General features: G+C 37.7%; 23 protein-coding genes. 12 read left to right on the top strand and 11 right to left on the bottom strand.

All coding sequences use genetic code 11. The annotated features are described in order from the left end of the window. The first annotated feature begins 490 nt into the window (after positions 1 to 490). From B3297_RS11065 to nudK, 3 genes are all read left to right on the top strand, one after another. Complete coding sequence (locus B3297_RS11065) at positions 491 to 1,720, top strand: hypothetical protein (RefSeq protein WP_286727240.1); 1,230 nt, start codon at positions 491 to 493, stop codon at positions 1,718 to 1,720. Positions 1,721 to 1,751: 31 nt separating this feature from the next. Further along, complete coding sequence (locus B3297_RS11060; protein WP_286727241.1) at positions 1,752 to 2,591, top strand: helix-turn-helix domain-containing protein; 840 nt, start codon at positions 1,752 to 1,754, stop codon at positions 2,589 to 2,591. Positions 2,592 to 2,696: 105 nt separating this feature from the next. Further along, positions 2,697 to 3,278, top strand: coding sequence for a GDP-mannose pyrophosphatase NudK (gene nudK / locus B3297_RS11055; RefSeq protein WP_046671704.1), 582 nt, complete (start codon positions 2,697 to 2,699; stop codon positions 3,276 to 3,278). A gap of 24 nt (positions 3,279 to 3,302) precedes the next feature. On the opposite strand, the gene B3297_RS11050 is transcribed toward nudK, so the two are convergent. From B3297_RS11050 to B3297_RS11020, 7 genes are all read right to left on the bottom strand, one after another. Continuing rightward, positions 3,303 to 3,635, bottom strand: coding sequence for a hypothetical protein (locus B3297_RS11050; protein WP_139144961.1), 333 nt, complete (start codon positions 3,633 to 3,635; stop codon positions 3,303 to 3,305). Positions 3,636 to 3,867: 232 nt separating this feature from the next. Beyond that, positions 3,868 to 4,128, bottom strand: coding sequence for an Ada metal-binding domain-containing protein (locus B3297_RS11045; RefSeq protein WP_070565173.1), 261 nt, complete (start codon positions 4,126 to 4,128; stop codon positions 3,868 to 3,870). Between the two features lie 10 nt (positions 4,129 to 4,138). Next, complete coding sequence (locus B3297_RS11040; RefSeq protein WP_286727244.1) at positions 4,139 to 4,852, bottom strand: 2OG-Fe(II) oxygenase; 714 nt, start codon at positions 4,850 to 4,852, stop codon at positions 4,139 to 4,141. Between the two features lie 170 nt (positions 4,853 to 5,022). After that, positions 5,023 to 5,454 carry a MarR family winged helix-turn-helix transcriptional regulator gene (locus B3297_RS11035; protein ID WP_046671707.1) on the bottom strand — a complete coding sequence of 144 codons (432 nt, stop codon included), beginning with the start codon at positions 5,452 to 5,454 and terminating at the stop codon, positions 5,023 to 5,025. Positions 5,455 to 5,502: 48 nt separating this feature from the next. Then, positions 5,503 to 6,138 carry a nitroreductase family protein gene (locus tag B3297_RS11030; RefSeq protein WP_046671708.1) on the bottom strand — a complete coding sequence of 212 codons (636 nt, stop codon included), beginning with the start codon at positions 6,136 to 6,138 and terminating at the stop codon, positions 5,503 to 5,505. 12 nt (positions 6,139 to 6,150) lie between these two features. Beyond that, positions 6,151 to 6,519, bottom strand: a complete 369-nt coding sequence (locus B3297_RS11025; protein ID WP_070565167.1) for a DUF1304 domain-containing protein — start codon at positions 6,517 to 6,519, stop codon at positions 6,151 to 6,153. A 3-nt stretch (positions 6,520 to 6,522) separates the two neighbouring features. Then, positions 6,523 to 6,948 carry an organic hydroperoxide resistance protein gene (locus B3297_RS11020; protein WP_046671710.1) on the bottom strand — a complete coding sequence of 142 codons (426 nt, stop codon included), beginning with the start codon at positions 6,946 to 6,948 and terminating at the stop codon, positions 6,523 to 6,525. A 166-nt stretch (positions 6,949 to 7,114) separates the two neighbouring features. Here B3297_RS11020 and B3297_RS11015 point away from each other — a divergent pair, with 166 nt between their 5' ends. The 8 genes from B3297_RS11015 (at position 7,115) to B3297_RS10980 (ending at position 13,322) form a co-directional block, all read left to right on the top strand. Continuing rightward, on the top strand, positions 7,115 to 8,029 hold the full coding sequence (locus B3297_RS11015; RefSeq protein WP_070565164.1) for a helix-turn-helix domain-containing protein: 915 nt from the start codon (positions 7,115 to 7,117) through the stop codon (positions 8,027 to 8,029). Positions 8,030 to 8,122: 93 nt separating this feature from the next. Continuing rightward, on the top strand, positions 8,123 to 8,884 hold the full coding sequence (locus B3297_RS11010) for an SDR family NAD(P)-dependent oxidoreductase (protein ID WP_286727248.1): 762 nt from the start codon (positions 8,123 to 8,125) through the stop codon (positions 8,882 to 8,884). Positions 8,885 to 9,076: 192 nt separating this feature from the next. Beyond that, complete coding sequence (locus B3297_RS11005; RefSeq protein ID WP_286778916.1) at positions 9,077 to 9,814, top strand: metallophosphoesterase family protein; 738 nt, start codon at positions 9,077 to 9,079, stop codon at positions 9,812 to 9,814. A gap of 37 nt (positions 9,815 to 9,851) precedes the next feature. Continuing rightward, the gene (locus B3297_RS11000; protein WP_236586118.1) at positions 9,852 to 10,037 is read left to right on the top strand and encodes a cupin domain-containing protein; all 186 of its coding nucleotides are present in this window, start codon (positions 9,852 to 9,854) and stop codon (positions 10,035 to 10,037) included. Positions 10,038 to 10,139: 102 nt separating this feature from the next. Further along, positions 10,140 to 10,706, top strand: coding sequence for a Crp/Fnr family transcriptional regulator (locus B3297_RS10995; RefSeq protein WP_070565158.1), 567 nt, complete (start codon positions 10,140 to 10,142; stop codon positions 10,704 to 10,706). Positions 10,707 to 10,764: 58 nt separating this feature from the next. Next, positions 10,765 to 11,346 carry an NAD(P)H-dependent oxidoreductase gene (locus B3297_RS10990; protein ID WP_070565155.1) on the top strand — a complete coding sequence of 194 codons (582 nt, stop codon included), beginning with the start codon at positions 10,765 to 10,767 and terminating at the stop codon, positions 11,344 to 11,346. 122 nt (positions 11,347 to 11,468) lie between these two features. Further along, positions 11,469 to 12,743 (top strand): adenylosuccinate synthase, encoded by a 1,275-nt coding sequence (locus tag B3297_RS10985; RefSeq protein ID WP_286778915.1) that lies wholly within the window; start codon positions 11,469 to 11,471, stop codon positions 12,741 to 12,743. Positions 12,744 to 12,755: 12 nt separating this feature from the next. Next, the gene (locus B3297_RS10980; protein WP_112373619.1) at positions 12,756 to 13,322 is read left to right on the top strand and encodes a Crp/Fnr family transcriptional regulator; all 567 of its coding nucleotides are present in this window, start codon (positions 12,756 to 12,758) and stop codon (positions 13,320 to 13,322) included. A gap of 113 nt (positions 13,323 to 13,435) precedes the next feature. On the opposite strand, the gene B3297_RS10975 is transcribed toward B3297_RS10980, so the two are convergent. The 3 genes from B3297_RS10975 to B3297_RS10965 all read right to left on the bottom strand — a co-directional run bounded on the left by B3297_RS10975 (position 13,436) and on the right by B3297_RS10965 (position 19,763). Next, a complete protein-coding gene (locus B3297_RS10975; protein WP_201639659.1) occupies positions 13,436 to 14,671 on the bottom strand; it encodes a porin in 1,236 nt (411 codons plus the stop codon). 302 nt (positions 14,672 to 14,973) lie between these two features. Then, positions 14,974 to 16,509, bottom strand: coding sequence for a RagB/SusD family nutrient uptake outer membrane protein (locus B3297_RS10970; RefSeq protein WP_201639660.1), 1,536 nt, complete (start codon positions 16,507 to 16,509; stop codon positions 14,974 to 14,976). 11 nt (positions 16,510 to 16,520) lie between these two features. Continuing rightward, a complete protein-coding gene (locus B3297_RS10965; RefSeq protein WP_201639661.1) occupies positions 16,521 to 19,763 on the bottom strand; it encodes a SusC/RagA family TonB-linked outer membrane protein in 3,243 nt (1,080 codons plus the stop codon). A gap of 474 nt (positions 19,764 to 20,237) precedes the next feature. Between B3297_RS10965 and B3297_RS10960 the strand changes: the two genes are divergently transcribed. Beyond that, positions 20,238 to 20,600 (top strand): VOC family protein, encoded by a 363-nt coding sequence (locus B3297_RS10960; protein ID WP_201639662.1) that lies wholly within the window; start codon positions 20,238 to 20,240, stop codon positions 20,598 to 20,600. 60 nt (positions 20,601 to 20,660) lie between these two features. Here the strand turns inward: B3297_RS10960 and B3297_RS10955 are convergent, their stop codons facing one another. Then, on the bottom strand, positions 20,661 to 21,353 hold the full coding sequence (locus B3297_RS10955) for a TonB family protein (protein WP_201639663.1): 693 nt from the start codon (positions 21,351 to 21,353) through the stop codon (positions 20,661 to 20,663). Between the last annotated feature and the right edge of the window lie 26 nt (positions 21,354 to 21,379).

Below are 21,379 nucleotides of genomic sequence, written 5' to 3'. Positions count from 1 at the left end.
AAATTTATTTAGGACACATATGGTTATCATTTCATTAATTGAAAAAGAATTTCGCGTTGCCAAACAAAATAAATTTACATTAAGCATTGAAAGCTTGGTGAATCGTCCAAAATCTGAACAGCAAGCTAATTAGGCACATTATCCACTAGTTTATTTCATCTAACGAGCCCCAAATAATGAGACATCCTTACGCAACCGTTATTTCATGCTGAAAATGATTGGCGACCAAAGTCAGTGAAACTACGCAATCAGGCCTTTACCAACTGATGGATCAAACAGGGGGATAAAGCCGGGAACAGCCTCCATCGACACAAGTCAAAAAGACACTTATAAATCAGAAAACCAAATATTTACAACATATAAAGTATTTTATTAAATTGATTTTGAGAAATAAAAAAAATAAATCATTTTTGCTATCATTTAGCTAAGATTAACAGGAAAAGTAAAACCGTAAGGGATTATCATTCATATTTTATTTTTATTGATCTATATGTCATTTAAGAGAATTGCCTATTTCTTTTTGGGATTTTTGTTATTTATTGGTTGTAAAAGAGATATTCATCCAGGAATTGTACCACCTGATCCCGAAGTCATTGAAAAAGATAAATTACCCATCCCTACAGGTTTCACAAGCGACCTAGGTTCAATAAAAATTAATACAATTGCCAATGCAAACCAACCCGGCGAAGAACTCCCAGGCTGGATACGCGATATCTCTGGCAATAGCGCGAGTTATTGCCACCCAGATGTTGAATATTTCCCTGCCGGTTTCAAAGGATACAAATATTGGATGGTATTTACGCCATATTTTGGCATAATCGGGTCAGACCGTACCGCCTCTCTCTATGAAAATCCGACTGTGGTAGTTTCTAATGATGGAAAAGAATGGATTACTCCGGCTGGATTAATAAATCCTATTCAACGACGTCCGGCACTAGAAGATTCTTTCATCCAAAAAGATGGTAGCCCCAATCAAGGTTATTGGTCCGATGTAGACTGGAATTTCAACGGTGAGGAATTCGAACTATATTATAGAGGCTGCTTTTTCTCAAGCAAAATTTTAAAAAAATGGGGCGCCAAAAGCGCAAACAACGATAAAAAATTAAATGAAGAAGCTGAACGTGTTATTGTAAGACAAACATCAAAAAATGGGATTGACTGGACACCGCTGGAACTCGTGTATAATAGTAATGAACCTACATCTTTCCAAGATAACCATATCCCTTCACCAACATTTGTGAGAAATTCGACAAATTTAACGACCAGTTACGAAGTGGATTTCATGCCTAGCTACAAAGCACCAATTATGACCAATATCCTATCGCGTATTTCTACAAATGGATTAGATTTTACAGCATATCGCGACAGTAAGAAAGTTGAATTTATGAACAAACCTTGGCTAGAATTCAGCAAGGGGTATTCGACTTGGCATCTGCAAGGTTCCTATATTGATGGATATTATTTTTTATGTCTGGCAATTGGAAACGTCGACCGATTTACCTCAGATATGAATTATCTCGCCTATTCAAAGGATGGTATACACTTTCGTGTATTCGAAAAACCTTTAGCTGCGGCCAATGTATACCGCTCTTCTGTATTCCCAAAGACATCTTCCTTAAAAAGCATTGAATTTGGCGCCGTAATTGGTTATAAATCCGGAGCCTTTGGCTATCGTGAATTCACCATCAGCAAACAGGTATTGGAAGATGGTTTAAAATAAAATAGTTATATTTAGGTTCAAAGTCATTTCGATGGAGTTATTTCCAACAATAGATATTCAAGAATTTAGAAAAGACCAGCTTGCAGGTAATCAAGGATATTTATACTCGGAATTACGTGGTGAACATCATATAGCGCGTCCACACCAGCATCATTTTTTTTTATTGGTACTTTTTGACCAAGCAGAAGGTGTTCATACGATTGATTTTAAAGATTACCATATTGATCGTCATCAAATCCATATCCTGTTTCCAAAGCAAGTTCATAGTTGGAAATTAGGGGCCAATACAACTGGTTTCCAATTGATGGTCGATAGGGAACACTTCGAGAAATTTTCGCCCAATTTCCATTTTTCATTTGCTTACTATCAACGTACTCCTGTTATCTCACTCTCTAGCGAAACATTTGCTCTGCTTTATTATGAATTTAATGCAATAAGAAAAGAACTTGAGGATCACAATTGCGTTCCTGCAATTATCTACTCTCGCACAGCTGTCGTCGCATCTATAATAAGCAAAGAGGTACAGAAAATAGTACAAAATGAACAAAATAATGACTCCAATCCACGTCTTTTAAAGTTGCAAGAGTTAATTGACATCCATTTTCAGCATGAGAAGTCGGTATCTTTCTATGCGAAACAACTTAATATATCAACTCCGCACCTTACTAAAATCTGCCGTCAAAAGCTCGAAGTATCTCCGAGCCAGCTTATTCAACAACGAACTATCTTGGAAGCAAAACGATTGTTAAAAGCAACCGATCTATCTATCAAAGAAATTTCGTTCAAACTTGGTTTCGTCGACTCTCCTTACTTCTCTAATTTCTTCAAACAACACACAGGTCTGAATCCAAAACAATTTAGAACGGACTGAGATTCACCAATACTTCGTATAAATTCATCAAAGCTTCTCTTAGTTTTTCCTGCTTAGTTTGGATTGCAATTCTTATTTTTATCTTTTGACTTTAACGCGCTAAAAATGGCAATAAAAGATATTAAAATTGTAAAAACTGAAATTCTATCAGACAACTGGTACACGTTAAAAAAAGTGACTTATCAATACAGCAAACCCGATGGGACGGTACAGCAACAAAGTCGAGAAGCTTATGATCGTGGCAATGGAGCCGTCATTTTACTCTATAATACCAGTGCTCAAACAGTCATATTAACAAGGCAATTTCGAATACCAACTTACATCAACGGGAATGAGTCAGGCATGCTTATCGAAGCTTGTGCAGGTCTACTTGATCAAGATTCTCCCCACGACTGTATACGGAGGGAAACAGAAGAAGAAACAGGCTATCAGATCAAGGAAGCAAAAAAGATCTTTGAAGCTTATATGTCTCCAGGTTCTGTAACTGAAATTCTACATTTTTTTATAGCAGAATACACCAATAACATGAAAGTTGGCGATGGCGGTGGTTTAGAAGAAGAGGAAGAGCATATTGAAATTCTAGAAATCAATATCGAAGAAGCACTACATATGATTGATACAGGTGAAATCAAAGATGGAAAAACCATTATGCTACTACAATATATTCGATTAAAAAATATACTGTAGACGCCTAATTTAGATGATAAGAGGCTAGTGATTAACTTTCTCAAAGATAAACTTTGGGTCTTGGAAATTGATGGTTGAAGGTATATAATGTGGAATTCCCATATACACTTGCTCCGTTCCTGTACCTAAAATATACAAAGACCCTTTTTTTAATAAAGCAAAGGGTCTTCTTTTTTTCTGTCCCCAGCCAAATGGCGTATAATAATAGTCCCCAAGTAAAGTGTCTTTTTGGATATTGCCGCGAATGTCTCCCGAATCAACCTCACCTCCAGGTCTATAAAAGAACAATTTACCATGAAAACGGCTCTCAAAAAGATTAAGATCCAAACGGGCACTGTCACGTTCAGTATGAGCCATATAACTCAATACTTTAGGATCTCGCCTCCCCTCTTCACAGCTTATCAACAGCAGAGTCGAAAAAATAAAATAAACAGCAATCGAATATAAACGCATTTTTCTTTTGATCTACGATAATTAATCCCGTCTCAAGATAAACACAAAATTCAACAATATACAAGGAATTTGACATAAGATTCTTTTTCCAAATTTGATTTACTTAGATTCTCTATATAATCAAACTTAATGCGAACTACACTTTATCAAATCTTTTATTTTCTTCCTTCCATTCAACGTAGTTCGCTTTTAAGCAGTGCCCACAAGGGCGATAATGATGTTTTAGCGCTTCTTGCTCAGTGGAAAAAAAGACCCTGTTCTCCCGCTTCATCCGTTTTCCCGAAATACAGCAAAGCAATCCATAAATTTTTAGCTTTTCATTGCCACCAAATTGAATTTCTCCCGCTCGAATCTTGGCGCGCAATGAAGCATCTGTTATATTTTTATGCCATTCCATTGTGTGGGATTTATTTCTCGGCATCATGAAAAATAATACCCAACGCATGGCGTTCACCGGCCGTGACTTCACTCACTCCATGTTTCATATTAACCCTAAAATATCCCATTCGTCCTTTCTCAGGCCTAAAATTTGTTGCGAATAAAACGAGATCACCTTTTTTAGGTTTCAAAACAATTGCCTTTGATTGAGCCCTCGGAACTTGTTGTGTTAATACAAATTCTCCGCCCATAAAATCGACTCCTGGCTCATTTAACATCAAAATCACCTGCATCGGAAAGTAAACCGCTCCATACAAGTCTTGATGTAGCGTATTGAAACCTCCTTGACCATATTTCAAAATCAATACTGTTGCTTTTTCTTGTCCTTTCAAACGGCAATCCGTCAAAAGGTCTTCATGTTTCAATGAAAATGATATATCGATTTTCAGCGCACGAAACCAGGTATTAGCAATGACGGCAAGATAGGGATAAAGTTGAGATCGAATCGTTTGAATCAACTCAGGTAGTGGGTAGTCAAAATATTTATACTCCCCTAATCCGAATCGATGCCTTTCCATAACGACAGTTTTACGGTAGAGCGTCGAATCGCTATACCCTTTTTTTAATAGATCGCATTGTAAAGCTGTCAACAGGTTTGGTATAACCACATAACCATGTTTATGCATCTCTTCGGTAATCAAAGGCCAATTTAGATCTTCTATCTTTTGAATGATATTTTCCATACCACGAATCTCCACATTACAGTCCTATGAAAAAATCCGAAATATGCTAATATGATGTATAATAAAAGGAACGCGAACATGTATCGCTCAAGACAATCCATAGCACAAAAAAAAGGATTAAATACAGGCAGGTGTATTTAATCCTTTTTTGATTTCATATCGTATAAAAACTAGCTATTCCCAACATTATTCACGATTTTTTCTGCCAAAGCTTTAAGCTGAACCATATCAGTATAGTCGAGCTTAAGGGCTTCAAAAATCTGCATGGGAATACAGCTCGCCTTTTCCTTCAATTGCAATCCTTGTGCTGTAAGCTGTATCTTCACGACGCGTTCATCTTCTTTGCTTCGTGTTCGTGTAAGCAAAACTTTAGCCTCCAAGCGCTTCAATAGTGGTGTAAGCGTTCCATTATCTAGAAATAACTTAGCCCCCAATTGATTTACTGTCTGCTCATCATTCTCCCATAAAGCCATCATCGTGATATACTGTGGATAGGTCAAGTCAATCTCTTCAAGAATAGTTCGATATTGCTGCATAATTTCTCTATGTAGCACATACACGGAAAAACAGAGTTGTTTGTCTAATTTTAATAAATCATCCATCTTGCAAATATATTGAGTTTCTGAGGGATTGAAAAAGTTGTTTGCGGTTTATTTGAATTCAACAACAAACTCTTCCTTAGGAACCCGAACCTTCTTCATCGTCGAAATCCAATCTCTCGAAGAGTCCGCCACGCCAACATACATCAATGAAACGCTTTTTAGTCCATGCTTTTCTAATTGTAGAACCTCATCCACGACTTGGTTATCAAAACCCTCGGCGGGTGTGGAATCGACACGAAGTTCAGCTGCCTGAGCCAACGCCAAACCTAAAGCAATGTAAGTTTGTCTTGCAGTATGTGCAAAATTTCTTTCGGCAGCTTCACTCAAATAAATAGATTTCAACTTGTCCGTATAAGAACCAAAGCGTCCCCTTGGCAAATCCCGCTCATCCGTTGTAAAATCATAAACTTTATCAATACGTTCTTCCGTATAACGATCCCAGGCAGCGAAAACAAGCACATGTGAACATTCACGCATACAGTCTGGATTTAGTGCTCCTTTTGCCAGTTCTTCTTTCAATGCCTGATTTTCAACAATCAATATCTTAAATGGCTGTAAACCCGAAGAAGTAGGTGCAAAGCGTGCAGCCTCAACGATTTTATCTACATTTTCCTGACTAACTTTTTTTGTCGGGTCGTATGCTTTCACAGCATGACGCCATTGTAAATCTTCTATTAATGACATATAATTATAGTTTTATTTTAAGAGAATAACGGATAACAACGCCAACAATGCAGGAACTCCTTGTACAAAAAATATCTTTTTGCTCGCTGTAATTCCGCCAAAAACACCGGCAACAAGGACACATCCTAAAAAGAACAGGCATACATTGTAACTCCAGATGGGGTCATTGATTAAAAAAGACCAGGCTAAACCTGCAACCAGAAAGCCATTGTAGAGCCCTTGATTTGCAGCAAGCCCCTTCGTTGGCTTAAATAATTCTGCCGGAAGAGCCTTTCCAAAACTACGTTTTCCTGCAGTTTCCCAAGCAAACATTTCCATCCATACAATGTATACATGTTCTAAAAGTACGAGTGCTGTAAGCACGTTGGCAATATAATTCATATATTATTCGTTAGTTGATACCGTCAATTTGACATCCATATTACCCCTTGTTGCATTTGAGTAGGGACAAACTTGATGTGCTTTTTCAATCAATTGTTGCGCTAATTCCAGGCTTACACCAGGTATATTTGCATGTAATTCTGCAGCCAAACCAAAACCACCATTATCCAATTGTCCGATACTCACATGGGCTGTTACCGAAGTTTCGCCCGCTTTTACTTTTTCTGATCTAATCACTAAATTCAAGGCACTATCAAAACATGCCGCATAACCAGCCGCAAAAAGCATCTCTGGATTGGCATAATCATCATTGGCCCCTCCTAGACCTTTTGGCATACGAACAGCTAAATCCAATACACCATTTTCGCTTTTTACCTGACCATTTCGTCCTCCCTTGGCGGTCGCACCGATGTTATATAACGTTTTCATATTTTAATTTGTTTTGTTTGTACAAATGTATGGCAAGGATTTATGTTGTGCAAAATATAATTTTGCAATTTACATTAAAATGAGAATTGCAAAATCTCAAAAAAAGTACATTGTTACCGAATGTAATCTAAAAGCACTACATTTGATTATTGCAAATAGGGCTTAAATGAAAACAACTTCCATCGAACAATTTTATCGGGAGATCAATGCGAGTATCCCAAAAGAGATCGCAAGAGAGATTGGTCATTTTAATGTGTTCAGTTATGAGGAACTTGCCGCTAAGTTGAAAGATAAACCGATCATGCCCTACAATAAGCGAACGTATTATAAAATCAGTTTAATCACAGGAAAAAACACAGCCGAATATGCCGACAAAGTAATCGAAATCGATGAATCGGCACTTGTATTTGCTACTCCTAAGGTTCCTTACCATTGGATACCGAAAGATGAGCATCAAAAAGGTTATTTTTGCGTTTTCACCGATGAATTTCTGGCAAGGAATAAAAGTGGTGTGATCATAGATGATTTGCCGATCTTTCAACCAGGCGGCCTTCCGATTTTCCAACTATCAGAAGAACAACGCATTGAAATAGAGGGAATCTTCCTAAAAATGAATAAAGAGCTATCTTCAGATTACGTTTTTAAATACGATCTGTTGCGAAATTATGTGCTTGAAATCGTCCATTATGGCCAAAAGCTGCAACCCAAAAGTATAACAAATCCTACACACAACGCCTCCAATAGGATTACTTCATTATTTGTAGAATTGCTAGAAAGACAATTTCCACTTGAATCTCCGATGCAACGCCTACAACTACGAACAGCTAATGATTTTGCGGAACGACTGGCCATACATGTCAACCACCTGAATAAAATTTTAAAGGAAAATACTGGAAAAACAACCAGCCATGTCATCGCAGCCAGAGTCACACAGGAAGCAAAAATTTTACTGCGACAAACCGATTGGAATATATCTGAGATTGCTTATTCACTTGGCTTTGAGGAGATCGCCCATTTTTCCAATTTTTTCAAAAAGCAAACCAGCTTTGCCCCAAACATTTTTCGTTCCCAAACGTTATAATTTGAATTTCGCAAACATCCATTTGCATTTCGCAAGGAAAGGCTCAACTTTTCGGCGGATCTTTGTGCTATTGAATCTTTAAAACAAATTAAAATGGCTACAAACAAAATAGCATTGGTAACAGGCGGAAGCCGTGGTTTAGGTAGAAACATGGCTGTTAGCCTTGCAAAAAAAGGAATCGATATCATTTTAACCTACAATAGCAATCAGGAGGAAGCGGATCATGTGGTTGCTACGATACAATCTTTAGGGCAACATGCAGCTGCATTCCAATTGGATGCAGGAAATGTGCAGTCCTTTAATGGCTTTATTGAACGGGTTACGCAACATTTGCTACAACAAACGGGAAAGTCTAATTTTGATTTTTTGATCAATAATGCGGGCACTGCCTTATATGCACCCTTTATAGAAACCACAGAAGAACAATTTGATACAGTTTATAATATCCATTATAAAGGGGTATTTTTTCTCACGCAGAAAGCTCTTCCCTATTTGAATGATGGCGGACGTATTATCAATATTTCCTCTGGCCTCGCCCGTTTTGCATTTCCGGGATCATCTGCCTATGGCTCGATGAAAGGGGCAATCGAGGTACTCACGAGGTATCTTGCCAAAGAACTCGGTCCTCGAGGTATTGCAGCAAATGTCGTTGCTCCTGGCGCAATCGAGACTGATTTTGGTGGCGGGCAGGTGCGGGATAACAAAGAAACAAATGCGCATATTGCAGCTGTTACAGCTTTAGGACGTGCTGGTGTACCCCATGATATCGGTGGAGTGGTGGCCTTCCTTTGTACAGAAGATGCAAGATGGATCAACGGACAACGCATTGAAGTATCGGGCGGGATGAATCTTTAGTAACGTATCACTTAAATAAGCACATATCTGAGCCTATTCGATATGTGCTTATTTAACAGTATTTCTTCACCAATCCCATCCAGTTCCTCCTCTTTTAGAATAAAAATTATAATGCTATTATCATTTTCTTCTTTACCTCTTAAAGTGTACGTTGACTGACTATCCGAATGATTATGTTTGTAGCATAAGAATATGATACAACTTGCCATAATAAGTGACATTCATGCCAATTTAATTGCATTGGATGCGGTATTAACAGATATCAAAAATAAAGGATTAACACAAATTTACTGCTTAGGTGATCTTGTTGATTTCGCTCCCTGGGGCAATGAAGTCATTGACAGAATACAAGAAAAAAACATTCCACGTCTACTGGGAAACCATGACCAAAGAATTGCTTTTGACGAAGCCATTATCCCTTTACCACACCACGATGTAATAGAGACTTCAAATCGAGAAATCGCCATCAAGCTAAGTAAGAAGGAGATATCAGCCCCTCATAAAAAATGGCTAGCAACATTACCCTACACCATTGAACTAACCTTCAAACTTGGAACGAGTTTTAGGAAAATCCTTCTTGTCCATGCCAGTCTCCAAAGCAATGACGAATACATCCATGAATCAACCCAAAAATGTGCTCTATCAACTCAATTAAAGCAAAAAGCAATCGATATTCTGGTGATGGGACATACACACCATTCTTATATTCAACAGGATGGAGATGTCTTGTTTATCAATTGTGGTTCCGTCGGACGTAGTAAAGAAAAAGACAGAAAAGCAACTTACACAATAATAACCTTATCTGAAAAAGAAATTAATGCCGAGATCGTTAAAGTAAACTACCCAATAACAGCTGTCGCAAATGCAATTTACGACAGCAATATCCCCGATTTCTACGGAGACTTCTTACTTGCGAATAATACACTTTAATCATTGTCAATTTGTTACAATAGCTAAGGTTAATGTCATGCATCAGACAGCAAGTTTAGATTACATCGTTATTCTTACAGGGGAGATTTACTTGATTACAGACACAGAAGAAACGCTTTTACAGGCCGGCGATATTGTCATCCAACGCGGCACCAATCATGCTTGGAGCAATCGCTCCGATCAAATGTGCCTGCAATTGGCCATTCTAATTGATGCGAATTAAAAATCTACCCTGTTGCTCAATCGGCAAACTAAACATTGAGCCGATTAAAACACATCGAATTTATCTTGTAGGAACACCGCAATTTTTCTAAGTTTGGACTTCATGATAGCAACATATTTTCGGTCTTTGCGTCTGTTCGACGAAGAAGAGATCAATCAGATTGTTCAGCTTTTTGAATACAGAAAGCTGAACAAAAACGACTTTTTTGTTAAAGAGAATCAACCTTGTCATGAGGTTGCATTTATACAATCAGGGATCTTCCGTTCTTATTATAGCAGTGCGAATAGGGAAGATATTACCTATTGTTTCCGCTTTCCCAATACATGGATAGCGGCCTACTCCTCCTTTATTACAGGCGGGCCAAGTATGGAGACCATGCAGGCCATTACCCCTGCCGAACTGTGGACGATCAAAAAAAATATGATTGATAAGCTTGCTACGAATAGCCTAAAATGGACAAAATACCTTAAAATGATTGCCGAGGAACAATATCTTGAACTTGAAAAACGCGTCTTTCAATTACAAAAAGAAACCGCATCACAACGTTATGCCAATTTACTCAAAGATCATCCTGATTCTATCCAACAGCTTCCTTTACAATACCTCGCTTCCTATTTAGGCATTACACAACGTCATTTAAGTCGTATCCGCAGCGAAATTTCTTTTTAGACATTTGTCCTATAAAGACGGTAAGCGTATCTCTATTTTTGTGATGTAGTATAACATCATGCAGAAAAAAATACTGATTATCAATGGCCACCCGAATCGGGAATCTTTCAATTTTGGCATCGCAAATGCCTATCAAGAAGCTGCGGCAGCGTCCGGAGCTACAGTACGAACAATCCATATTATTGACCTAGATTTCAATCCAAACCTTGAATTTGGTTATCGTAAACGGACAGAACTTGAGCAGGACCTACTTCTTGCCTGGGAAGACATCTTATGGGCCGATCATTTGGTCTGGATACATCCCGTTTGGTGGGGCGGCCTTCCAGCCTTGATGAAAGGCTTTATCGATAGACTTTTTTTACCTGGACGGGCTTTTCAATATCGCGAAAACTCTCTTTTTTGGGACAAATTACTCAAAGGAAAATCTGCTCGGATCATTACAACACTCGATCAACCAAGTTGGTATTATGCTTTAGTTTACGGCAGACCAAGTGTTAATCAATTAAAAAGATCAACCCTTCAATTTTGTGGAATATCGCCGGTTAAAGTCACCTATATCGGAATTATCAAAACTTCCGATCCTATTAAACGGAATAAATGGCTACAAAAAGTACAACGGTTGGGACACAAACAAGCTTAAGCGCAATCCAAACGCATTAAGACTGCTGGCCAAATGATAATGAGGAGCACTTTTTGCCAAATGGCAATTGCCCTCCGCCTTGCAAGCCCTAGCTTTGACAATAATTTCAAGACAAACGCAACATGGACATTCTAATTGGGCTCCAATGGGGAGACGAAGGTAAAGGAAAATTCATTGATCTGATCGGAAGCGACTATGATATTATCGCCCGTTTTAATGGCGGCGCGAATGCCGGACATAGTATTTATTATCAAGGTAACAAAGTTACGCTTAAACTACTCCCATCGGGTATTTTTTCGTCGCATGTCAAAAACATTATTGGCACCGGTGTGGTCGTTGACCCATTAGCATTTAAAGCAGAAATCGAAGAACTAGCGCACATTATGCCAGATCAAGATCTCTTCAATAGGATTTTGATATCCCAAAAAGCGCATCTCGTTTTACCGACCCATCGTTATTGGGATATCTATATGGAACAGTCCCCACTGTATCGCACGATAGGAACGACCAAAAATGGAATTGCGCAAAGCTATTCCAATAAAATACTCAGACAGAACCTTCGCGTTGGTGATCTTCACTCGGATAGTTTTGATACTGACGTATATCAAAATTTAAACCGTCAATACAAAGAACTACAGTTTTTGGGGCAAGAAATGCCTGCATTCGAAGAGCTCTACCACACTTTTATTCAAGGATGCACTTCCTTAAAACAAGTGCCAATTATAGATACCGAAATCTTTCTGAATAAGGCAATCCGAGATGGGAAGAAGGTATTGGCGGAAGGCGCGCAGGCAACTCTGCTTGATATCGACCATGGAAGTTATCCCTATGTGACCTCATCAAATACGATAGCCTCCGCAGCCTGTGTAAGCTTGGGTGTGTCGCCTAAACTGGTGGATAAAATTTATGGTGTTACAAAGGCCTATTGCACCCGTGTGGGGAATGGTATTTTCCCAACGGAGATCACAGGACAAGCTGCCAATGATTTACGGGAAAAGGGAGCTGAATTCGGTTCCAATACCAAACGTCCCCGTCGTGTCGGCTGGCTGCACCTACCAGCATTAAAATATGCCATTATGTTAAACGGAGTTACGGAACTTGTTCTTACGAAAGCCGACATTTTGAACGAAATGGCAGACATCCCCGTCTGTACCCATTATGAAATAGATGAACAAAAAATTTCGTTAGCATTTCCCCAATCTTCTGAACAAAAAATTATACCGATCTGGAAATATTTAAAAGGTTGGAATACCGATTTCCGTAATATCAAGCAAGCAAACTTGCTTCCACAAACCTTGAGGACATTTATATCTTTTCTCGAAGAAGAATTAGAAGTTCCCATAAAGTATCTTTCAACAGGACCTCAACGTGAAGAATTGATTAAATTAGCTAAGTAATATAAAGGGAACATGGAGCAATTACTGGAATACATCCGAAAATTTGGACAGCTCGATTTGCGAGAAGAGAACTTAATTCGACAGGCATTCGAAAAAAAGAATATTTCAAAGTCAAGCTATTTTGTCGCTTGCGGTAAAGTAAACAATAGCATTGCTTTTGTGGAATCGGGGGTATTCCGTTCGCTCTATTACAACAGTAAAGGCGACGATTTTACGCGTTATTTTATTTATGAAGGTCGTTTTATTGGGGATCTTCAGAGCTTCTTGGATCGAACACCTTCCAACGACTATATAGAATCCCTCACAGATAGCGAGATCTGGAGCCTTGATTTTGAGAATTTTACGCTTCTTGAAAAGGAAATTAAAGTTTGGCCGTTGTTGATGGCCAAACTTTATGCTTTTGTGGTGGAAAGTAAGCTAAAAACGGCAAATACCATGATGAATCTCGATGCCAAAGAACGCTATCTCCTGTTCTTAAAGCTTTACCCGGGTTTAGCCAATCGTGTTCCATTAGCCATGTTAGCATCCTATTTAGGGATTACCGCATCATCACTGAGCCGGATTCGGAAAAACATCTAAGTGTCGGGAGATCTCTAAATCAAATGGCCTAAACAACCTACTATATTGGTCAAACTAAATATTGATCCTCCCCCTCAACACCGATACTCGCGAAAAAACAGCACTGAGCCAATTTACCAACGATAAAGCAGCCTTGTAGTGAAAACATTATCTTTCAGATCAGCCGAAAAGTTTGGTAAACTTGTGGTTTCGTTCGTTACATGCTCATTATATACAGTCAGTTTTATCCTATTGTTAATCTGATATGCAAGACCATAGCCCAGCGTACTAAACTTAACATCGCCATCGGCCGTAAAATTATCAGGCATGCCGATTGTCATGCCACTGGCTTTCGTATTTGGATCATATACGTCATACGCTATCAATGCAGTAATACCGGTCTTCGCAATCTCCTGCGTAAACCAAAGATAATATCCATTAAATTTACGTTGATAAAGGTCTGTTGTCGGCTGGGTTGTAAAACTTCTGCTGGCGTAAGGTCCTTTAATATCGACACCACCGGCAACTCCAGGCTGGTCTCCTGCCACATATTCGGTTTTGAAACTGGATTTCCCGAAGCTATTATCAAACTCTACCTGTAAGTTTGCTCCATAATAGTTCCTGCCGATCGCCTTGCCTTCATTCTCGTCGCTGATATGCGCTGTATAACCATTGCTATTGGGCGTATAGTACGTTTTCGTATCATTACGCACTGAACCTTTATAGAACGAGCCGCCAAAGCCCAAATGAAGTTTTTTATCGGCTAAACTATCAAATTTAAAAGCAAGATTACCGATCAGGTCCTTTTTGGAATCATAATCTTTAGCCGAATGGCCACTGCCATTCACCAAGGCTAAATCTAAGTTTAAGAATTTAGCTTTACCGCCAGGATGATAACTTACCATCCCTCCAAGATCACGTTCGCGTGGCATCAACGTCTGGAATACACGTGCCCGTTCCGGAAAGTCACGATAGCCCGATGAGTATACAATGGAATATCCAAAAGGTCTATTGAAAAGTCCCGCCGTTAAACTAAGGCCTTTTTGACTTGGGTGACGCAATTGAATAAAGGCATCCATTAGTTGTACGCCGTCTTGAGTAGCATCCAATTGAAAGACAATACTCGAGTAAGTATCCACCCGATCAATTTTAAGACGTCCCCTGCGGATCATAAATCTGTTATCCGAATTCTTTGAAAAATCCCCACCTGAAAAGGACGTAATTCCAGGAGATTGCGCCTTTTGAAACTGTGTTTGAAGGTACCCCGTAATCTTGATATCATGTGGATCATAGCTGGAGGGCGCATTATTATTTTGCGCAAGTGCTACAACGGGTCCTATCAGAGCTAAGAGTAAAAGTGCTTTTTTCATGAGAATTTTAAATAAATTATCTTTTTCGCTTGTGGTGATATGATACGAGCAGAATCATTTTTCCTTCTTCTATTCCATCATCTTTCAACGGCGTAAAAATAGATTCTCAATATTAAGTTAATATTAATAAATTGTTAGTCTATTAATTTATATACATAAAATTAACGATTTAGTAATATATCACCTTGGAGGTCGTTTCCAGACATTGAGAACTCATACGATCTCGATTATATTTTAAAATAAAAATGGCCGATACATGAAATTCACGTATCGGCCACCTAACTATTGATTCCTTCTTAAAATTATTCCAACCCCTTATTATAATCGCTTTCACGAAGAGGTATAGCCCAAGTCCATTTATTTTTATCTTCTGGCTTAATTGTAGTAACCAATGAAGTCAAGAAATTACCACCGTTAGCAAAGTCTTTTCTCACAATAGTATCTCCCCATCGTTTCATATCAAACCAATCGAATCCTTCGCCCCATAGTTCAACCGCGCGATAAAGTTTAATTTCATTAAGTAGATCTGTTCCTGTTTTTGTACAAACATAATTCACATCCCTTCCTGAATTAGCGTTTAATGCATTAAGAACACCTTGAACTTCGCTTGCTGCCTTATTTTGGAAAAATTTCGCTTCAGCCTCAATGAGATACATTTCGGAAGCCCTAAAATGATTCACATGACCGATACCAGGTATATCATTCGCTTTAAATTTGAAATTCATATACGCAAAAGGAACTGCAGTAGCTTGTAAATCTGGGAACAACTTAAATGCTCTCGCTTTCATAGCTGTCCCCGCAATACCCGTTGCGGTAGTATATGCTTCATTCTTTGGATCCAAAAATAAATCTCTACGAACATCTGTCGTCGGTATCTTATCGAACAATTCTCTACTGATACATTTTGGTGTTGTTCTTACGGCACTAGCTGTTGAGTTATAGGCAATATAAGACTGGAATGAATAGAAATATAACGTTTCATCAGAGGCTCCATAACTACTCCATATCCATTCGCCATTCGGAGTAGAAAAACCGTTTTTATAATCAGCGTTACTCATCAATTTATAATTTTTACGAGCAAGAACTGCATATTTTTCTGCGTTAACGTAGTCCTGTTTGTTTAGTGCTGCCCTTGCGTAAATCGCGTAAGCCACATCCTCATTCACTTGGAAATTTTTGTCGGATTCTCTATCCAATTTAGACGATTCATATAGCGCTATTGCGTCATTTAAATCTTTATAAATTAAATCATATGTCTGCCCTAAAGTAGATAAAGGCATGTCTCCTGTTGATACGTCGGTTCTTAGAACTAAGCCTCCAGTTTGACCATTATTGGAATCCTTCCATCTATTTCCGTAAATCTGAGCTAACATCATATAACTGTATGCTCTAAAGGTTAATGCTTGTGCTTTTATGAAATCTTTTTCAACGGCTGGTCCCTCCGCTCCATCAATACTTATTACAATTTGATTTGCATTACCTATAATCTTGTAATAATAATACCAAGGATAATAAAGGTAAATACTTGTTAAATTTTGATTGTAATTTGCATTAATGATATCGGCCCAACCACTTAAGTTGACAAAAAAATTGTTTCCAGGATAATTCCCGTAATACATTTTGATTGTTCCTTCTCCATTAAAGCCCTGGCTTCCCAAATATTGTTGGGTCATCATCTTAGCTAAGCCATTTACAGCTAACTTGGCATTTTTTGTTGTTTCAAATACCGTAGGAGTACTTACAGAGTCTGTAGGAAGTGTCTCTAAATAGTCCTTTTTACAGGAAGCTAGCAACAACACTCCTGCAAATAATACTTTAATATAATTTATATTTTTCATCCTTTTATTTCTTATAGTCCAACTTTTACTCCAAAAGATACAGTACGCGGAGTTACCCAAGCATTTGTACTAGTACCATTCCATTGCTGTTGCGGGTTCATTCCTTTGCGTTTCGTCATTGTTGCCAAGTTTTCGATCCCCGCAACAATTCTCACTGAAGACAAATCTATTTTACTAACCAATGTTTTTGGCAAACTATAGCCCACCGCAATATTTTTGATAACTAAATAAGAACCATCCGTTAAAAAACGATCACTTGAATAGTTGTTCATATTGCTCTGTGAAAAGTTAATTGCTGGAATACCATTCGGATCCAATCTATTTACAGAAGTCGCAGTCATACCTTCAGGAATTCCATTCCATGACTTCATAATATCTGTATGCATAGCACTTGGCGTACCAGACATAGACATTAAACCTGCATAAGACGAATCAAATACTTTACCTCCGATAGCGTAAGTAAATAAAGCCGAAAAACTAAAATTCTTATATTCAAAGTTGGTATTAAAACTTCCATTCATCTTAGGAATAACAGATCCCGACCAATCCCTTACACCATAATTGGATGGATTGGTAACATAATATTTTCCGTTAATTTCGATTAATTCAGCAGTTGGTATAGCTGCCTTATCAGGAGCTGAACCATTCACATTAAATCTTTGTGTATCTGGAAGATACAGAGAACGCCCGGTCATTTGATCTACACCTGCAAATTTAAACATCCAGAAATCATATCTTCCACGTCCTTCCATCCATTTAAAATTACCAGTGATAATACCATTTTCTCTATTCTCTTCTGGTAATGCTAATATTTTGTTGGTCAACCATGTTGCATTCGCTCCAATATTCCATTTCCATCCATCACCTTTCAAAACATCGACATCAAATGTTAGCTCAAAACCGCGATTTGACATTGAACCGATATTACGTGTAATTGTGGAAACAGCAGAAGAAGTAGATGTCGCACCGGCAGATAGCGGCAAATTAACGTCAAATATCAGATTTTGTGACTGCTTATTAAAGTATTCAAAGCTTAAATTTGCACGCTGGAATAAACGTGTCTCAATAGCTGCAGAAAAAGAACTTGAAGTTTCCCAAATCAGATCCGGCGACGCATTTTGTTTTTTATAAAGAGCCGCCATATTTGCATTTTGATCTATATCATACAAAGCTAAGTGCGCATATTTATTAGCACTTTCATCATTTCCAACTTCTCCATAAGATGCTCTTACTTTCAAATCATTGACGATATGAAGTGCATCTTTGAAAAAGTCTTCTTTGGAAACTATCCAACTTCCACCTAATGACCAAAAGTTACCCCAACGATTTTCAGGACTGAATCTAGAAGATCCGTCTCTTCTAAAGGAGGCCTCAGCAAAATACTTACCATCATAATTATAGCGAGCGCGAGACAAGAAACTTTCGACGCGATAGTCCTCTTGGTAATCATACAAAGAGGTAATCTTGGTAAAGTTAACCATGTCAGTTTTTCCCGCAAACGTCTCATCTGTTTTATAACCATACAAGTAGCTCCAATTATCGGAATAATTTTCATGGCCCGCTAAAACATCAACGTGATGCTTTCCAAAGTCCTTATTCCAACTTAACAGTTGTTGTAGCGTATAATTTTTGTACCGATAAATATTTCTAGCAGCGCGACCTTGTCCATTACCATCTCCTATCACTGCATTATTATAGGTACGGCGTTCCGAATTACGAAGATTCAAATCACCATTTAGCGTGAACGTAAAATCTTTCAGGAATTTAAATTCGAGGAATCCTCGACCGTTTACAGTATTTCTAATCGTTTGATCACTGTTCAATTCATTTTCCCAAATAGTATGCCTTCCAACATATTGTAATCTTGTGGATTCACCATTATCGAATTGTTTATCTCCTAAAGCATCTAATGCATAGGTACCATCAGGATTATGTAGATGAATCGGATAAATTGGTGCAATTGAGCGTGCATAATTAAAAGGATTTGTGAAAGAACCAGCATCATCCGTGGAACCGCTTATTCTATCTGAAATTTGGTGTGATCCTGCTAAATTGAAGCCGTATTTAAACCAATTTTTAGCTTGCAATTCCGCATTTAAACGACCTGTAAACCTCTTTAAACCTGAATTTTTAATATAGCCCTTTTCGTCCAAATATCCAGTAGAATAAAAAACTTTTGCTTTATCCGTGGCTGTATTCCCATCAATATTATAATTTTGACGATGTCCTATACGATCTACTTCACTAAACCAATCCAAGTCATCTCGATATCCACTTTTAATTTGCGCATCAGAAACTAGCTTACCATTCGCGTCGAATAATTTATCATCATCTTTATCATAAATGTTTAGTTTAAGATAGTTACTTACCAATGACTTTGAAGCCTCATCATTTGCAGATTGGGTTGTCGGATATTTGGTTGAACTACTTGTCAATAAGTTATTTCGATACCCCATCCACATAGCCTCCATGAATTGTCTATCATTCACTCGGCTATATTCTGCAATACCTCTTGAATAAAACCCTTGATCAGTGGAAACATTCACTTGTGAGCGTCCAGCTTTTCCTTTCTTTGTTGTAATGATAATAACACCATTACTTGCCCTACTACCATACAAAGCTGAAGAAGAAGCATCTTTCAATACCGATATACTTTCTACGTCATTCGGATTTATATCGGAGATATTACCACCAAAAGGAACACCATCGACAACATAAAGAGGGTCATTCGAACCATTTAGTGATGAAAATCCACGAATCCTTATACTAGGTTCTGCACCTGGCATACCAGAAGTATTGTTCAGTTGAATACCAGCAGCAGATCCCTCTAAAGCTGCAAATGCATTGGTAACCGGTCTTTTTTCGATATCCTTCGCAGAAACAGATGTTACTGATCCAGTTAACGATTCTTTTTTTGCAGTACCATAAGCGACTACGACAACCTCATCTAATGCTGTATTCTGATCCTCTAGTGACACGTTGAATAATGACTGTCCATCTTTAACGATTATAGTCTTATCAGAATGACCGACATACCTGAAAACCATTACTTTACCAACAGGAACTGATAAAGAATATTTTCCATTTGCATCTGTTTGAGTAGCAATGTTTGATCCTTGAACAGCAATTGTAACTCCTACCAACGGTTTCCCGTCAGCGCCAGTTACACGACCGCTTACTTTCTTCTCTTGCGCAAAAGCAACAGAAGAAAGGATCATACTCCCCACGAAAAAACTGAGTAGTTTGTGTTTCATATGTTTATGTTTGTTTAAATAAGTAGTTTATCTAACTAAATACGAAAAAAGCACCGAAGAAACTTTTAATATATGTTTTTCAAAAGTGATGAGCCCAACAGGCTAATACAGTTAGTGTACAAAACCAAACATGAAATGTTAAGGTTTTGTTAAAAGCAAAGATAAAACAATCTTTTAAAGATGCAACAAGAAGTTATAAATAGAATTAAAAAACTGGAAAACAAACGATATAAATCATAGTATTTCACACAAAAAAATAACACACAAAAACACTAAATACCAAACAATTACACAAACAACACACCTTAATCTAAAAAAGTAGCTATTTTTTTTTATGAAGTAACAATAAATACTGTAATATTTTGTATTTTTCATCATAAAACTACCCTTACAATCGATAATAATAAAAAAACACACGTAACTGCTATCAAAAAGACAAAACAATAGTTCGAACCAATAAAAGGCAAAAAAAAGATGAACTACAAAAGCTTAAATCTAATATTATATACAAAAAGCTTAGATCAAACTATTCAGTTCTATACTGAAAAACTCGGGTTTACATGTGTTGAAAAAAACGAAGCATTGAACTGGGCTCTACTGCGAAGTGGAACCATCGAAATCATGTTTTCGCATCCTGTTGAAAGCATTGCTTTTGAAACAGCACAATTTACCGGGTCCCTTTATTTTAACATAGCTGATGTTGATAATTTATTGGAAAGTTTGAAAGATAATGTCAAAATATGTTATGAAATAGAAACTTTCGAATGGGGGATGCGCGAATTTGCTATATATGACAATAATGGATATGTGCTTCAGTTTGGGCAGGAAACTACATAAAAAAACCACTTTAGGATATAAATGAACTAAAGTGGTTTTTTAACAGTAATCTAGCGTACTTTACATATGGCCTTTGTAAGATTTAAAGTCAAGAGACAAGGGATAAACTACTTCAGACACAACAGCTACACCATTTTCTTTTGCTGGAATCCATTTCCCTGATCTCAAAAGGGCTCTTTTTGCGTTTTCCAAAACCTTATAGCCCGGGTCATTTTCGAAATTAACATTGGAAATCACACCCTTTGTATCTACCGTAAATCGCAAATTAAACTTTCCTTTTACCCCAGCGTTTAATGCCTCCTTAGGATACTCAAAAGTATTAGAAAAATTTTCATTAAAAGCGTTCATTCCTTTCTCTGGAATAGCGACATGGTCTTGGCTATCTGCAATTTCTTCTGATGAAAGAACATGATATGGCAATCTAACCCAAGAGGCTACTTCTTTATTATCCTTAACTGCAGGTGTCCATTCTCCCGAAACCTTCAATATACGAATAAGACGCAGTGCAATTTGGTTTCCAAGATCTTTAACGATATCTGCAGAATCTATCTTCCCTTTTTCATTTACACGAAATTCAACGATTATATCTCCAGAAATATTCTTATCAATTTCGGATGTTGTCAACACTAGGTTCTTACTTAGATCTTTTACCAAATTATCGTATCCAATCTTTGGTGTAGCCTCTTTATTTTGCCCCTTGCATACCAGCACCACCCCAAAACCCATAAATAAAGTTAAAAAAGACTTTTTCATAAGATAAAAATTAAATAGTAAAAGCA

Origin of the sequence: Sphingobacterium sp. UBA3519 (assembly GCF_002377215.1) — a bacterium.
GTDB classification, from domain to species: Bacteria; Bacteroidota; Bacteroidia; order Sphingobacteriales; family Sphingobacteriaceae; genus Sphingobacterium; species Sphingobacterium multivorum.
This window is presented reverse-complemented; position numbering and strand designations above follow the sequence as displayed.

What these genes read in the sequence shown, in the direction of transcription:
- B3297_RS10965 (WP_201639661.1), bottom strand. Translation starts at nt 19,763, where the DNA reads ATGAAACACAAACTACTCAGTTTTTTCGTGGGGAGTATGATCCTTTCT.
- nudK (WP_046671704.1), top strand. Translation starts at nt 2,697, where the DNA reads ATGGCAATAAAAGATATTAAAATTGTAAAAACTGAAATTCTATCAGAC.
- B3297_RS11065 (WP_286727240.1), top strand. Translation starts at nt 491, where the DNA reads ATGTCATTTAAGAGAATTGCCTATTTCTTTTTGGGATTTTTGTTATTT.
- B3297_RS11050 (WP_139144961.1), bottom strand. Translation starts at nt 3,635, where the DNA reads ATGGCTCATACTGAACGTGACAGTGCCCGTTTGGATCTTAATCTTTTT.
- B3297_RS10990 (WP_070565155.1), top strand. Translation starts at nt 10,765, where the DNA reads ATGCAGAAAAAAATACTGATTATCAATGGCCACCCGAATCGGGAATCT.
- B3297_RS11015 (WP_070565164.1), top strand. Translation starts at nt 7,115, where the DNA reads ATGAAAACAACTTCCATCGAACAATTTTATCGGGAGATCAATGCGAGT.
- B3297_RS11040 (WP_286727244.1), bottom strand. Translation starts at nt 4,852, where the DNA reads ATGGAAAATATCATTCAAAAGATAGAAGATCTAAATTGGCCTTTGATT.
- B3297_RS11005 (WP_286778916.1), top strand. Translation starts at nt 9,077, where the DNA reads ATGATACAACTTGCCATAATAAGTGACATTCATGCCAATTTAATTGCA.
- B3297_RS10970 (WP_201639660.1), bottom strand. Translation starts at nt 16,509, where the DNA reads ATGAAAAATATAAATTATATTAAAGTATTATTTGCAGGAGTGTTGTTG.
- B3297_RS10985 (WP_286778915.1), top strand. Translation starts at nt 11,469, where the DNA reads ATGGACATTCTAATTGGGCTCCAATGGGGAGACGAAGGTAAAGGAAAA.
- B3297_RS11035 (WP_046671707.1), bottom strand. Translation starts at nt 5,454, where the DNA reads ATGGATGATTTATTAAAATTAGACAAACAACTCTGTTTTTCCGTGTAT.
- B3297_RS11000 (WP_236586118.1), top strand. Translation starts at nt 9,852, where the DNA reads ATGCATCAGACAGCAAGTTTAGATTACATCGTTATTCTTACAGGGGAG.
- B3297_RS11020 (WP_046671710.1), bottom strand. Translation starts at nt 6,948, where the DNA reads ATGAAAACGTTATATAACATCGGTGCGACCGCCAAGGGAGGACGAAAT.
- B3297_RS11045 (WP_070565173.1), bottom strand. Translation starts at nt 4,128, where the DNA reads ATGGAATGGCATAAAAATATAACAGATGCTTCATTGCGCGCCAAGATT.
- B3297_RS11030 (WP_046671708.1), bottom strand. Translation starts at nt 6,138, where the DNA reads ATGTCATTAATAGAAGATTTACAATGGCGTCATGCTGTGAAAGCATAC.
- B3297_RS10955 (WP_201639663.1), bottom strand. Translation starts at nt 21,353, where the DNA reads ATGAAAAAGTCTTTTTTAACTTTATTTATGGGTTTTGGGGTGGTGCTG.
- B3297_RS10995 (WP_070565158.1), top strand. Translation starts at nt 10,140, where the DNA reads ATGATAGCAACATATTTTCGGTCTTTGCGTCTGTTCGACGAAGAAGAG.
- B3297_RS11025 (WP_070565167.1), bottom strand. Translation starts at nt 6,519, where the DNA reads ATGAATTATATTGCCAACGTGCTTACAGCACTCGTACTTTTAGAACAT.
- B3297_RS11060 (WP_286727241.1), top strand. Translation starts at nt 1,752, where the DNA reads ATGGAGTTATTTCCAACAATAGATATTCAAGAATTTAGAAAAGACCAG.
- B3297_RS11010 (WP_286727248.1), top strand. Translation starts at nt 8,123, where the DNA reads ATGGCTACAAACAAAATAGCATTGGTAACAGGCGGAAGCCGTGGTTTA.
- B3297_RS10960 (WP_201639662.1), top strand. Translation starts at nt 20,238, where the DNA reads ATGAACTACAAAAGCTTAAATCTAATATTATATACAAAAAGCTTAGAT.
- B3297_RS10980 (WP_112373619.1), top strand. Translation starts at nt 12,756, where the DNA reads ATGGAGCAATTACTGGAATACATCCGAAAATTTGGACAGCTCGATTTG.
- B3297_RS10975 (WP_201639659.1), bottom strand. Translation starts at nt 14,671, where the DNA reads ATGAAAAAAGCACTTTTACTCTTAGCTCTGATAGGACCCGTTGTAGCA.